Raw genomic sequence first — 12,708 nt, 5'->3', positions numbered from 1 at the left:
CCGGTCTTGATTTCACTTCTTAATCTTTTTCCTTCTCCCACGGTCAATAGCCAGTCTCAGGAACTGGTTGATGACAGCATGCGCCAATATCTGGCTGATGCCATCAATGAAGCCAGTTCTTTTAACAACCGTTACGCTGCTGAAGTCTGGCTGGTCGATATGTCATTACGTCTGGCACCCTATATTGGAGATCAGCTGGACCGCATAGAACTGCTGCAGACAGTTCACCGCGAAGCATCCCGCACAGGTCTTTCCCCAGAATTGGTTCTCTCTGTGATTCATACCGAGAGCACGTTCGACCAGTATGCTGTCTCCCGCGCCGGAGCCCAGGGGTATATGCAGATTATGCCTTTCTGGAAGTTCGAAATCGGTCAGGAGGATGACAACCTCACCGATATGGAAACCAACATTCGCTATGGCACCAGCATCCTGAGTTACTATATCAAGAAAGAGGAAGGTAACCTTGATCGGGCACTGGCCCGATACAATGGCAGCTATGGGAAGTTGTGGTACCCGCGCAGAGTAATAAAACGCTGGGATAAATTCTGGCGGGTTCCCTGATTGAGATAGTAGACAGTGGTTAGTTATCTTGCCGTAAAGGATGGTTGTCAGGTAGTTGTCTGGAAATCCACAATGCTAATTTATGCTTCATTTTAGGCTCTGTTTCTTCACCTTTTGCTAACGGCTGAATTAGCTTGTCCTGAACTAATAGATGATAAAGAAATCGAATTTTCAAACCAGCAGAATGTGTACCATCAAACTCACCGGCCCCTCCGCGTTTTTGCAGGTAAATCGCTCCAATACGAAGTGCTTCTTTTACCAGTGCTGCTTCATTCTTCAGTTTCTTCACGCAAATCCCTCTGGTTATCCAGATAAACCGTCAGCCAGTGGTAAAGCCATTAATTGACTGCATACCACACTCTTCCACCTGAACCTTATTTACTACAGCCATGGGCGGACCTTCATGCAGCCATTCACATAACAGTTCAACTGCGGTGACTTCTCCACACATCATGACTTCCACACGCCCATCCGGACGGTTTTGAGCCCAGCCAGTCACGCCCAGCTGCTCTGCACGTTCCATGGTTGAAGCACGAAACCAGACACCCTGGACCCGCCCCTCAACCAAAGCTTTTCTGCATACTTTGGACATAATACCGTTTTCCTGACTATTTCTGTTCTGCTTTTAACTCAGCAGCTAATTCAGCAACTGCCTGCTCAAGACCTTTTTGAGTCTGAGGACCGAGAAGTTTTTTCTTCAACTGTCCCTGAGCATCAAGAATATAGGTAGCAGGCAGAACAGGAGGCAAGTCAATTCCAAGGTCAGCAACAGACACAGGCGATACAACGGGGAAGTTAATACCAAGAAGACTGACATTATCATCAAGATCAGCAAGGTGTGCCGGTGGAGAGGCATTATCAAAATCAACACCCCAGACCCGAATACCATTATCAGCAGCAGCCAGGGCATTCAGCTCAGGAACCTCTTCACGACAGGGATCACACCATGTGGCCCAGTAATTGACTACAAGCCAGGATTGATCTTTAGCTTTAAGGTGCAAAGGGTTGCCATGAAAATCTTCAAGCTGTACTTCTTGACTGCAACCCGACAGAAACAACACCCCGAGGAAAAGAAACCATAGTCTTTTGGGGAAAGCTGACCTCATTCCTGAAATGACTCCTGATCAATATGGTTATTCATTTGACGGTCAATCAGCAGTGTGTCGAGCGAATGGGAAAACATGCTTTCACGCTCAAGATTCAATTCCCGTATTGCTCCGATCAGCGATCTGAACCATTCAGGTTTATTGACCAGTTCCAAACGGCTAAGTTCTTGCTCACCAGGCATCGGCCAAGGGCATATCCCCATCAACTCTGCCAAGGATATAGCTTGAAAAGACTTCGCAGGTACTAAAGCACCACTGCTGTTTCTCCCCAAAACACCTTCTGCCAGTAGCCAGGAGGTGACCTGCTCCCAGTAGCGTTGCCCAACAGGCCAACCCTCTTCCTGAACCTGTTCCAGTGCTGTGGATTCCCCTGAATTAAACCGCTTCTGAAACACCGCCAGGATAGCCAGCATAGACAATACCGGGGAAAATTCTCCTTCCGAATGCCCCAGAGGCTCTCCCAGAGAGTGAACCAGCTCAGCTCCGAGCAGCACCAGCAACCAGCTAAGATAAATCCACAGAAGGAAAACAGGAACTGCTGCAAAGGCCCCATAAATAAACTCATAGGTCGGAGAAAATGTCAGGAATAATGTAAAGCCCCATTTGCTCATTTCAAAAAGCAGTGCCACCACCACACCACCGACCAAGGCATTCCGTACCCTTACCCGCCGGTTGGGAACCGTCAGATAAAGCAGGGTGAAAGCAAGAGCACTCATAAAAATGGGCATAACGCGGAGCAGAACCCCCTTCACGCCCAGAATAGTTGTCGCATCATCAATCAACTTGATGGTGGCAAGGTAGGAGCTGGCAGCAAAACCAAGACCAAGCAACATCGGTCCCAAAGTGAGAATGGCCCAGTACAAAAGAAAACTGGTCACGGCCCGGCGTTCAGAACCCGTGTGAAAAATACTGTTTATCGCGTGGTCAATTGTCCGCAACATTAACAAAGCTGTGACCAGAAGAAACCCCATACCTACAAGGGTTAAATTACGGGCCTGATTGGAAAATGATGTCAGCCACTTGCTGACCGTCTCACCAGCGGAGGGGACAAAGTTGGAGAAAACAAAGTCCTGCAGCTGTCCGCTCATTCCCTGAAAAGAGGGAAAAGAAGCCAGCATGCTATAAGTCACCGTGAGAAGAGGCACTATCGCAAACAACGTTGTGTACGTCAGCGCGGCTGCATGATTCAGGCAGCCATCCCCCACAAAACGTCCCAATGTCATTCCCACCACGCGCTGGAACGTTACAATCTGCGGTGAAAGTCTTTTCATTATCGGTATACCCTTATTCACCAATCCAGATAGAATACACATCACAGACACATAACTAAATGGGGGACGTTGTGTCCGATTCTGCAGTCACTATCTATCACAATCCTCGCTGTTCAAAATCCCGCCAGACTTTGCAGATTCTGGAAGAAAAAGGATTAAATCCAGAGGTTGTTCTTTATCTCAAAACACCACCAGACAGTGAAACGCTCGCAGAAATCATCCGAGCCATGGGTATCACTCCCCGGGATCTGCTGCGAATGGGAGAGTCAGCTTACGGAGAAAACAGACTGCAGGATCGCAGCCTGAGTGACCAGCAGTTAGTTGATGCCATGGTTGCCAACCCGATTCTGATTGAACGACCCATTGTGCTCGCCAATAGTAAAGCCCGGATTGGTCGGCCACCGGAGTGCGTTCTGGAGATTCTCTAATGGATCAGCCCTATGTGCTTGTACTTTATTACACCCGTCATGGAGCCACCAGAGACATGGCCCTGGCTATAGCCCAGGGCATTGAACAGGTAGCTGGTATATCAGCGCGTCTGCGAACTGTGCCACCTGTTTCCACAGTCTGCGAAGCAACTGAGCCTGATATTCCTGATGAAGGCGCGGTGTACTGTACTGAAGACGATCTGCGCAACTGCAGCGGGGTTGCACTTGGCACCCCGACCCGCTTCGGGAATATGGCAGCTCCGATGAAGTATTTTCTGGACGGTACCAGCAACCTATGGGTTACCGGCGCCCTGATTGATAAGCCTGCAGCTGTTTTTACATCGACAGCCAGCCTGCATGGTGGCCAGGAAAGCACCCTGTTAAGCATGCAGTTGCCTTTGATGCATCAGGGGATGATTATCTGCGGGTTACCGTACAGCGAGCCGGAATTAAACAAAACAACAACGGGCGGCACTCCTTACGGAGCCAGTCATTTTGCTGGTCAGGATAACAAACCTCTATCTGGCAGTGAAAAAGAACTCTGTATTGCCCTGGGTAAACGTGTTGCCACACTGGCACAAAAATTGGGTTAACCATAAATGATAAAAACCATTTCAGGGATGGACCAAAAAGTCCGTATCAGCTGGAGTGTTTCCGCTCTCCTGTATTTGATTCTGATCCTGAGCATAACCCTCGAACACTGGGTGATTGATCCGCCCAGCGTTGATTCGCCCTTACTGATCTGGTTCTTGCGGGTTCTGCCTCTGCTGATCTTTCTTCCGGCCATCATCAAGGCCTATGCACGAGGGTTTGCCTGGCTGGGGTTTGTAGTTTTGTTTTACTTTACCAGCGGTGTTGTTGATGGCATGACAAAATCTGAATGGATGGGCTGGCTGCAGGCTGGATTGAGCATTGGGCTGTTTTCCAGTTCGATTTTTTATGTGCGTTGGTTTTATCAGCGCACATAAAAAAGCAGCACCTCAACGGTGCTGCTTTTCATGACAAGTATGAAGAATTACTCTTAATCTTTCTTGTTCATTACTTTATCAAAGTCACTATCAGCGAGGCTTTGAGGGTTTGAATCATCCTCCTCTAATGAGAACGGATTATATTTCCTATTCATTACCCTTTCGAAGTCATCGTCAGCCAGGCTTTGTGGATTTGACTCAAACCCCGCTGTGGAGAATGAATCAGTTTCTGGCAGTGGGTTTGACATAGTTTCCGTGGAAGAGAAATTATCATCATATCCCAACTTCTCCTCAGAAACTGGTTCTGTCGTTCCACCAAGAGCCTGATCTTGTGCTTTTCTTTGCTCAGCCAGTTCAGCCACCCTTTGAGCTCGTGACTTCCTGCCTTTGTTAAGCTCTGAGGTCTGCTTTTCAAGAGCTTCTTTCAACTGAGCAGAACCTCTTTGAAGTGCACGCTCATTTCGCTCTTCCCGATACTCCTGCATCCGCTTCTCATCAGATACTTTCTTGTACTCGGCAAGCGTTCCATTAAGCTCTTCAAGCAGCTCATCAGCGCCAATTTCTTCAGCCATTTCCTTAGCTGCAACAACTCTTGGAGTCTGCACAACAATAGCTTTCGCTTCTTCAACAAGCTTGGCCATATCATCACAAACTTCTCTAAAGCCAGCATCAATGACTTTGTCATTCTTCAGCAGCTCAGTATGCATCTCACGCTTCTTGCGAACTTGCTGGAGGCTCTGATCTGCAAGATCCCATGAAAAGACAGACATTCCTGCATCCTTATCAAGACCTTCCCTGGTAAAGACAGGTCTAGGTCTGAGACCCGTCTTGTACAGTGGACGAAGCTCTTCAGGAACAGATACAGTTCCATCTTCACCAATGGTGACCATACCACTGCTCATCTGCAGATTTTTGCGCACCGAAACAACTTTATCTGTGCACTGCACAACGCGCTTCTTAAGAACACGCTGACTAAACCAACTGGCAAGACCGAGCATCAAAGCAGTTTTAGCAGCAATAAGCTTTCTACCTTTGACATGCTTAACAAAGTCCTTGAAAGAGCTTCTCATAGTTTCTCTCATAGTACTGAACTTCACTGACAGCTCACCCAGCTCGCGCTCAAGATATCCAAGACGTTCAGCATTCACAGACCAGTTTGTACGCCCTTCTAAAGCATCCAGCTGCTTTTGGATTCGCTCCTGTGCTTCTGGAGTATTACGCTTGGCAACAGCAGCCTGCAATTGTGACTGCAAGTTGTCTTTGAATGAATCAACAGCATGGTCATGTGGCTGAGAAGAGGTCACAAACTCTGAACGAGCTTCGTTAAGCATCTTCAACAACAGCTCAACATGCTTGGGTGAGCTGGCATTCTTGGCCTGAGCCGTCATGACCTTATGCTTTTTCATCATCTGGCGGTGGATAACCTTCAGATCTTTTACTGATCCTTCAAAGCCTTGTCCATCGTGATCAAGATCAATCTGATGACCTAAAGCCCTAATCGCATCTTGCTGCTTACCAATTACATCATTCTGCGCACGCATAACCGCAGTTTCATTGTTAACAGCTTCCTGAAGAAGATCAACAATGACTGTTCTCATCTTCATTCCAAGCTCAGCACGATTCTCTTCGAGCTTCTGAACCTGAGGTAATTCTTCCATCTCCTCCAGAAGCTCAGAATATCTGGCAGCTAACTCAGCACGACGGGCAGAACCAGATTGTCCCTGTGCTTTTAATCGCTCCATCTCGTCTCTGAGTTTTTTGATGTCTTTGTTGGTGGCTTCAACATAGCGACAAACGTCTTCCAGCATGTTCACTTCTTTTTCAACTGCTTCAAAACGAGGATCGTTATATACAAACTCAGCCATCAAAGCAGAGCTGTAAGCTTTGTCACTGGAGCCCTTATCGAGTTCCTCCAAAGAGGCACCAGATCTTTTCAGCTCAACTCCACCAGAATTAATCTCGTCAACAACACTACCAAACTTTTGTATGTTGACCATTTTGCCCGCAGCTTCCTGGTGCTCTGGGGTATTTCTCCAAAGTTGATCAGTCCGCTTCTGTGTAACTTCGAACTGTCTCAGAACATCATCACTCACGCCGAAATGCTGTTCCCCGCTTTCTTCCTGAGAAACACTTCTTGTAAACGCTTTACCAGTTACTACGCTTTTTACGCCTTCATACACTTTGCGCAGCATGCCAACATCTGTTGGTCCTTGGGGTCCTTGAACGCCTCCAGACATGGTGTACCTCCTTGTACATTTAACTCTGTGTGCTCTAGCCGGACATATCTTTGTCCGTGATCCCAACAATACGGAGAAAGTTCCGAAGCGTCTGTTCGACATAAGTCTCTCAGACCTTTGTCAGGTTCAAGGAAGGGTATCCAGGGAGGTTGAGTGGAGTGCAGATAAGGTCTGGCTACTACTGCACGACAATCCACCTGTCCAGCCAGAGATATTCCTTAACCATCACCATAGAAGGTTCTGGGATAAACAGGAGGAGAGATAATGAAAAAGGAGCTGTACATGACCAGAAAACCAGTGCTAATGCTTATGATTTTCTGATCAGGCAGTATTCTGACGAAAAAAAGCCACAGAAGGGCCAAAAAAAAGAGAAACCTGAGGCTACCAGCCCATGACCTCTTTCACAAAGGGAATACTGAGCTTTCTCTTGGCTCTCAGGCTAGCACCATCCAGACGGGCCAGAACCCCGAACAGATCCTGCATAGTCCGTGGGCTGCGATTCAGGATAAATTTGGCAACCTCCTCGGATAGTTCCAGACCTCTGAGATGAGCCCTCAGGCGCAAAGCCATAACCTTGTCATGATCAGACAGAGGCATAACCTGAAACACTACCCCCCATGAGAGTCGTGATACCAGATCAGGCAACTCCAGAGGAAGCTGACGAGGCGGGCAGCTGGAAGCGACAAACAGGCGCTTGCCTCTTTCTCTCAGCTCATTGAAGAGGTTAAAGATTGCCTCTTCCCAGGCAGCATTGCCACCTATAGCCTCGATATTGTCCAGGCATACCAGTTCCATGGCATCAAAGCCTTCTATCACCCTCGGGGGATAATCCACCATTTCATCCATGGGAAGATAGGCAGAGCGATAACCCAGGCGATCGACCTGATGACAGGCGGCCTGCAGGAGGTGGCTACATCCAACACCGGATGCTCCATATAAATAGAGGAAGGATTCGGGGGCAATTCCGTCGGCACACCGATCCGGGTCCAGCATCTTTACCAGAGGCTCGTTTGGACCGGGATAGTAATTGGCGAAAGTCGCGTCATCCCTCAACTGCACACTTAGCGGTAATTGCAACGGCTGACTCATGTATCCGCTATGAATCCACGATTGAAGCAGGTTACAACCATATCACGACTTATCACTCGCATGATACAGGTGACTGCCCTTATAGTTGCCATACAAATGCACAAGCAACACCATAATGACAGCTGCTACAGGCAGTGCCAGAAGAATTCCGGCAAAACCAAACAGCTGTCCCCCTGCCATAATGGCGAAAATAACAGCAACCGGATGCAGACCGATACGATCCCCAACCAGAAGCGGCGTAAAGACCATTCCCTCAAGAGCCTGCCCAACGACAAAAACTCCCACGACAGAGGCAATCTGCCAGAAAGAGTCAAACTGGAAAACAGCCATAACCATGGCGATGCCGATTCCAACAATAAAGCCCATATAAGGAACGATACTGGCAAGGCCTGCTACCAGACCAACAAGGAGGGCAAACTGTAAACCAACCATCCACAGCCCCACTCCATAGGTCAGCCCGAGCAGAAGCATAACCATCAGTTGTCCTTTCAGAAATGCTCCAAGCACTTCATCACACTGCTTGGCAAGTCCAATCACTGTTGGAGCGAGGTTGCGAGGGATCATTAAACCAATATTGTGAACCATATGGTCCCAGTCCCGAAGCAGATAAAACGTCACAACAGGAACCAGAAAGGCATTGGCAAGAAAGCCAGCCATGGCCATGGTTGATCCACTGACTGCATGACTGACCTGCTTAAGCACACCGCCACCCTCATTCCAGTGGCCACTCAATCGGGTGCTGAGGTCTTTGAGGTTAAAGAGATCAGGAGGCAGATCCGCATATTCAGAAAGCTTTGGTACCAGAGTTGCCTGCATCCAGTGACCTAGCGTTGGTAACAGTTCTATGGCAATACGCACCTGCTTGACCAGTCCTGGAATAACTACCAGCAAAGCCACAATAAAGATCAGACTGACCAGCAGGAAAACAATGCAGACAGACAAGGTTCGACCCAGCCCCCGGCGTTCCAGCCAGTCAACAATCGGATCACCAAGATAAGCCAGAACCATACTGACAAGAAAAGGAGTTAAAACAGGTCCGAGCAGGTAAATTAAAAAGCCCAGTACAACCAGAACCCCCAGTAAAAAGCCTCGCTGCGCCACTGTCATTTTTTCTGTCTCCTGATAATCCATCATCTTATACTTTTCATCAGCGCCAGCGGTACTGCAGGTCAGACGTCCCTTTAATCTGTGACGGATCCATACCCTTTGGAGTTGAGTAAGAGCTTGAAACAGCCAGCTTACGGCCCAGGCTGATGGCAGCATCCAGCTGATCCATGGAGCCATCAATAACAACATCGAGCATTATCCGGCTGCCTTTTACCTTTACTGGCATAACACTGCGCACTGCCGTCAGGCTCTCCAGGTAACGGATCAAGTCAGCATAATCTGACACATTGGCAATATCATCAACCTGAATCCGAATAGGACGCCCATCAGCACCCTCGGGAGCAACTGCGTAAAATGCAGCCATTTGGCCCGCAGCCTGCGCTACCAGTTGTGATGAAAGCTCATTAGGCTGAACTCCCTGGAAATCAAAGCTCATAACCTGACCACGGAATATAAATAAAGCCCGGCCATTAATCAGCTGATCTCCGGCAGGCCAGATACGAACAGCCATCACTGCATTCACCCCGTAACGACGGGAAGCATTCAGGATAGGATCAGCAAACAGCCCCCACATATCAGAAATACTGAGAGCCAGAGAATCTTCAAAATCAAACAGCGGGTAAACCAGTGGCAGCCCCCATTCCTGGGCTTCACGATTCATATCACTGCGAAGAAACGATGGAGCCTCAGGGCTGACAAACTCCCTGCGCCCAGTGTTTTCCTGCGCCAGCCAGACAAGAACAGAAGGTCGGGTTTCTCCCCAGATTGGAAGGTGATTTTCACGAAGAAGCTGGTTAACAGCACTCTGACTGAATCGAACCCTGAGCAGGTACTTATTGTCATCGATCAGCTGCTGCTCCGGAATATCACGATAATCAAACCGGCTGACCAGTTTATTTGCCTGCCTGCCAGCTTCCGCTACCGATGGCAGACGTCTCAGGTCAGACTGCCCTGTCAGGCGTTGAAGAACAACTTCCAAACCTCTCTGAAAACCAGCCTGGCGTGCCGCTCCCCCCTGACTTTTTACAGGAATCTGGGTCTCATAAAGGCTGTCACTGGCCTGTACTGGTAATACAATTACCAGCACCATCATCAGCACGCAACGCAGTCTGCCAAGCATTTTTCCGCTGAAATACATCTTCATGAATTGATTAGCCACTCTTTCCTGAATATCCCGGAAACCATCAAACCAGTAACACTATGTCAAAATCACCATATTGTGCCATAGCCTGAAGCAATGATATGCCCGTCAGTTTGTTTCGGATAGCCGAAATTCCGTGTGACTGGTACAATTCAGTTCCCTGAGCCTCGTCCTGTAATCTTTGGTAACAAGACTTGGTAATAAGCAAAGCGGCAAACAGACTTCAGGCATGACCAATAAAAAACAATCGCTCAGTTATCGTGATGCCGGTGTTGATATAGATGCCGGCAATGCTCTCGTTGACAGAATCAAACATATCGCCCGCCGTACCCGCCGCCCCGAAGTGATGGCCGGGCTCGGGGGATTTGGCGCACTTTGCCAGATTCCCGCTGGTTACAAAGAACCTGTTCTGGTCTCTGGAACCGACGGCGTAGGCACCAAGCTGAAACTGGCTATGGATATCAACCGCCATGATTCCATCGGCATTGATCTCGTAGCCATGTGCGTTAACGACTTGATTGTCTGTGGCGCAGAGCCTCTGTTCTTCCTGGATTATTATGCAACCGGCCATTTGAATGTTGATATTGCCGCCAGTGTTGTTGATGGCATTGGCAGAGGCTGTGAACTTTCTGGCTGTTCACTTGTTGGCGGTGAAACAGCCGAAATGCCCGGAATGTATCAGGATGAAGATTACGATCTGGCCGGGTTCTGTGTTGGAGTTGTGGAAAAATCACAGATTATTGATGGCAGAAAAGTTCAGGCTGGTGATGCTCTGATTGGACTGGCATCCAGTGGCGCCCACTCCAATGGTTATTCACTTATCCGCAAGATTCTTGAGGTTAATAACACAGCACTGGATTCAATGGTCAACAATCAGAAACTATCAGACCTTCTGCTTGAACCAACCCGTATTTACGTCAAACCCGTCCTTAATCTGATAAAAGAAGGATTGGTACATGCCATCAGCCACATTACTGGTGGTGGGCTTCAGGAAAACATCCCCCGCGTTCTTCCGCAAGGTACTCGTGCGGTTATTGATACCAAGAGTTGGCAGATTCCTGCACTTTTCCATTGGCTGCAGGAAAATGGCAATGTGAAACCACAGGAAATGTACCGCACATTTAACTGCGGCGTGGGCATGATCATTGCTGTTCCTCATGAGAGAAAACAAGATGCCATTCAGCTGTTAAGTGAAGCTGGAGAAACAACCTGGGAGATTGGTCATATTGATACCTTGTCTGATCCAAAGCAGGATATGGTGGAACTGGCTGGGCTGTCATGACAACAGTGAACAAACCTGCAATACCCATTGTCGTTTTAATATCTGGAAGTGGCAGCAACCTCCAGGCACTGATCGACACTCAGGATGACACCAATATCCGGATTGCTGCGGTTATTAGTAACCAGCAAGGTGTTCGTGGACTGGAACGAGCACAGGAAGCTGGTATTCCTGCAATTGTGCTGAATCATACAGAGTACGATTCCAGAGAAGCATTTGATCAGGCGCTTATCAGTGAGATAGACAGTCATCAGCCGGAACTGGTTATCCTGGCTGGTTTTATGCGCATTCTGACGCCGGAAATGACCAACCATTATCATGGCCGGATGATGAATATCCACCCGTCCCTGCTGCCAAAATACAAAGGACTTCATACTCATAAGCGTGCATTAGAGGCTGGTGATAATGTTCACGGAGTAACTGTTCACTTTGTTTCCAGCGAACTGGATGGAGGTCCTCCCATCATTCAGGCGCGGGTTCCGGTAAAAGCTACGGATAATCAAGAAAGTTTACAAAAACGAGTACTGTTGCAGGAACATATCATCTATCCTGTTGCCGTTGGCTGGTTTGCTGCTGGTCGACTGAAACTGGATGGCGATACGGCAATACTGGATGATCGGCCACTGCCTCCAAGTGGCTTTCAACATATTAGTCAACATACCAGTATTTCAACACCATTATGATTTCGTTCTTCCAACGCCTTCTAACGCCAGTCAGTCTGGCGTTATTTGTTTTTACCCAACAGTCATTTGCTGAAATCAAAGCGACTGAAGTCAAAAAACTTCAGCCCTACAAAGCCTCCTACAGCGCGACGCTGAGCAACATACCTGTCGATGGTAAGGCAGTTCGTACCCTTACACAAAATAAGGATGGAAGCTGGATTCTTACCTTCAAGGCTGACATGCTGCTCTACAGTTTTTCTGAAGAGTCACACTTTCGTTTTAAAGATGGAGAAATCCAGCCCTTCAGCTACCTCAGGGAAAAGGGTGCCCTTGGAAGAAAAAACACTTCCGAGATAACTTTTGACTGGGGCAAGAAAATTGCTGACAGCCGGGAGGATTCTGATCGCTGGAAAGTCACTCTCAAACCTGAAGATCTCGACCGCATCAGTTATCAGCAGCAGCTGCAGTATGACCTGAGCAACGGCAAGAAAGAATTTACTTATAACGTGATCAATGAAGATGAACGTGACCAGTACACGTTCAAGATTGAAGGCGAAGAGATTCTGGAGACTCCTGCCGGGCGGTTTGCAACTGTAAGACTAAAAATGGTTCGCGACAATAACAAGCGCCAGACTTGGATCTGGCTGGCCAAGGACTGGGATGATCTGCTGGTACAACTCAAGCAGAGAGAGAAAAAGAAGGACTATGTCGTCTCTCTCAGGCAAGCCGAGATTGCGGGCAAAGAAATTACTCCCTTACCCATTGAAACTACAAAGAAGTAGCCCAACTATGTCTGTCAGTAACCTTTTACCATGAAAATCCCTTTTTCATCCCAGGGATGACAAAAAAGGGATTTCCC

General features: G+C 48.1%; 15 protein-coding genes. 7 read left to right on the top strand and 8 right to left on the bottom strand.

The features are described 5' to 3' along the window. The first annotated feature begins 6 nt into the window (after nt 1-6). A complete protein-coding gene (locus M3P05_RS12170; protein WP_249699944.1) occupies nt 7-561 on the top strand; it encodes a transglycosylase SLT domain-containing protein in 555 nt (184 codons plus the stop codon). 19 nt (nt 562-580) lie between these two features. Here the strand turns inward: M3P05_RS12170 and M3P05_RS12165 are convergent, their stop codons facing one another. The 4 genes from M3P05_RS12165 to M3P05_RS12150 are packed head-to-tail and all read right to left on the bottom strand — an operon-like array spanning nt 581 to nt 2,938. Further along, nucleotides 581-850 (bottom strand): DUF5062 family protein, encoded by a 270-nt coding sequence (locus tag M3P05_RS12165; protein WP_249699943.1) that lies wholly within the window; start codon nt 848-850, stop codon nt 581-583. 30 nt (nt 851-880) lie between these two features. Then, on the bottom strand, nt 881-1,153 hold the full coding sequence (locus tag M3P05_RS12160) for an acylphosphatase (protein WP_249699942.1): 273 nt from the start codon (nt 1,151-1,153) through the stop codon (nt 881-883). A gap of 16 nt (nt 1,154-1,169) precedes the next feature. After that, nucleotides 1,170-1,667 (bottom strand): TlpA family protein disulfide reductase, encoded by a 498-nt coding sequence (locus M3P05_RS12155; protein ID WP_249699941.1) that lies wholly within the window; start codon nt 1,665-1,667, stop codon nt 1,170-1,172. Then, nucleotides 1,664-2,938, bottom strand: a complete 1,275-nt coding sequence (locus tag M3P05_RS12150; RefSeq protein ID WP_249699940.1) for a YihY family inner membrane protein — start codon at nt 2,936-2,938, stop codon at nt 1,664-1,666. The genes M3P05_RS12155 and M3P05_RS12150 overlap by 4 nt, the downstream gene beginning before the upstream one ends. A gap of 71 nt (nt 2,939-3,009) precedes the next feature. On the opposite strand from M3P05_RS12150, the gene arsC reads away from it, so the two are divergent. The 3 genes from arsC to M3P05_RS12135 are packed head-to-tail and all read left to right on the top strand — an operon-like array spanning nt 3,010 to nt 4,334. Further along, a complete protein-coding gene (arsC, locus tag M3P05_RS12145) occupies nt 3,010-3,366 on the top strand; it encodes an arsenate reductase (glutaredoxin) (RefSeq protein ID WP_249699939.1) in 357 nt (118 codons plus the stop codon). Further along, nucleotides 3,366-3,959: an NAD(P)H:quinone oxidoreductase gene (gene wrbA, locus M3P05_RS12140; RefSeq protein WP_249699938.1), complete on the top strand. Its 594-nt coding sequence runs from the start codon at nt 3,366-3,368 to the stop codon at nt 3,957-3,959. Before arsC ends, wrbA begins: the two co-directional genes overlap by 1 nt. Before the next feature lie 6 nt (nt 3,960-3,965). Further along, nucleotides 3,966-4,334 carry a DUF2069 domain-containing protein gene (locus M3P05_RS12135; RefSeq protein ID WP_249699937.1) on the top strand — a complete coding sequence of 123 codons (369 nt, stop codon included), beginning with the start codon at nt 3,966-3,968 and terminating at the stop codon, nt 4,332-4,334. A 53-nt stretch (nt 4,335-4,387) separates the two neighbouring features. On the opposite strand, the gene M3P05_RS12130 is transcribed toward M3P05_RS12135, so the two are convergent. From M3P05_RS12130 to M3P05_RS12115, 4 genes are all read right to left on the bottom strand, one after another. Beyond that, nucleotides 4,388-6,571, bottom strand: a complete 2,184-nt coding sequence (locus tag M3P05_RS12130; RefSeq protein ID WP_249699935.1) for a hypothetical protein — start codon at nt 6,569-6,571, stop codon at nt 4,388-4,390. A 381-nt stretch (nt 6,572-6,952) separates the two neighbouring features. Continuing rightward, on the bottom strand, nt 6,953-7,660 hold the full coding sequence (hda, locus tag M3P05_RS12125; RefSeq protein WP_249699933.1) for a DnaA regulatory inactivator Hda: 708 nt from the start codon (nt 7,658-7,660) through the stop codon (nt 6,953-6,955). A 42-nt stretch (nt 7,661-7,702) separates the two neighbouring features. After that, nucleotides 7,703-8,767 (bottom strand): AI-2E family transporter, encoded by a 1,065-nt coding sequence (locus M3P05_RS12120; protein ID WP_249699932.1) that lies wholly within the window; start codon nt 8,765-8,767, stop codon nt 7,703-7,705. 40 nt (nt 8,768-8,807) lie between these two features. Further along, nucleotides 8,808-9,926: a DUF2066 domain-containing protein gene (locus M3P05_RS12115; protein ID WP_249699931.1), complete on the bottom strand. Its 1,119-nt coding sequence runs from the start codon at nt 9,924-9,926 to the stop codon at nt 8,808-8,810. 211 nt (nt 9,927-10,137) lie between these two features. Between M3P05_RS12115 and purM the strand changes: the two genes are divergently transcribed. The 3 genes from purM to M3P05_RS12100 are packed head-to-tail and all read left to right on the top strand — an operon-like array spanning nt 10,138 to nt 12,631. Beyond that, entirely contained in the window at nt 10,138-11,190 is a 1,053-nt protein-coding gene (purM, locus tag M3P05_RS12110; protein WP_249699930.1) for a phosphoribosylformylglycinamidine cyclo-ligase, read from the top strand. After that, nucleotides 11,187-11,870 (top strand): phosphoribosylglycinamide formyltransferase, encoded by a 684-nt coding sequence (purN, locus tag M3P05_RS12105; RefSeq protein ID WP_249699929.1) that lies wholly within the window; start codon nt 11,187-11,189, stop codon nt 11,868-11,870. The genes purM and purN overlap by 4 nt, the downstream gene beginning before the upstream one ends. Continuing rightward, nucleotides 11,867-12,631, top strand: a complete 765-nt coding sequence (locus M3P05_RS12100) for a DUF3108 domain-containing protein (RefSeq protein WP_249699928.1) — start codon at nt 11,867-11,869, stop codon at nt 12,629-12,631. Before purN ends, M3P05_RS12100 begins: the two co-directional genes overlap by 4 nt. Nucleotides 12,632-12,708 lie beyond the last annotated feature (77 nt).

Source organism: Parendozoicomonas callyspongiae (assembly GCF_023502345.1).
GTDB classification, from domain to species: domain Bacteria; phylum Pseudomonadota; class Gammaproteobacteria; order Pseudomonadales; family Endozoicomonadaceae; genus Sansalvadorimonas; species Sansalvadorimonas callyspongiae.
Note: the sequence above shows the minus strand (reverse complement) of the source record. Positions and strands in the feature narration are given on the sequence as shown.

Excerpts from the sequence above, each read along its gene's own strand:
- wrbA (WP_249699938.1), top strand. The coding sequence starts at position 3,366 with ATGGATCAGCCCTATGTGCTTGTACTTTATTACACCCGTCATGGAGCC.
- M3P05_RS12130 (WP_249699935.1), bottom strand. The coding sequence starts at position 6,571 with ATGTCTGGAGGCGTTCAAGGACCCCAAGGACCAACAGATGTTGGCATG.
- M3P05_RS12100 (WP_249699928.1), top strand. The coding sequence starts at position 11,867 with ATGATTTCGTTCTTCCAACGCCTTCTAACGCCAGTCAGTCTGGCGTTA.
- hda (WP_249699933.1), bottom strand. The coding sequence starts at position 7,660 with ATGAGTCAGCCGTTGCAATTACCGCTAAGTGTGCAGTTGAGGGATGAC.
- M3P05_RS12155 (WP_249699941.1), bottom strand. The coding sequence starts at position 1,667 with ATGAGGTCAGCTTTCCCCAAAAGACTATGGTTTCTTTTCCTCGGGGTG.
- purN (WP_249699929.1), top strand. The coding sequence starts at position 11,187 with ATGACAACAGTGAACAAACCTGCAATACCCATTGTCGTTTTAATATCT.
- M3P05_RS12150 (WP_249699940.1), bottom strand. The coding sequence starts at position 2,938 with ATGAAAAGACTTTCACCGCAGATTGTAACGTTCCAGCGCGTGGTGGGA.
- M3P05_RS12120 (WP_249699932.1), bottom strand. The coding sequence starts at position 8,767 with ATGACAGTGGCGCAGCGAGGCTTTTTACTGGGGGTTCTGGTTGTACTG.
- purM (WP_249699930.1), top strand. The coding sequence starts at position 10,138 with ATGACCAATAAAAAACAATCGCTCAGTTATCGTGATGCCGGTGTTGAT.
- M3P05_RS12160 (WP_249699942.1), bottom strand. The coding sequence starts at position 1,153 with ATGTCCAAAGTATGCAGAAAAGCTTTGGTTGAGGGGCGGGTCCAGGGT.
- M3P05_RS12135 (WP_249699937.1), top strand. The coding sequence starts at position 3,966 with ATGATAAAAACCATTTCAGGGATGGACCAAAAAGTCCGTATCAGCTGG.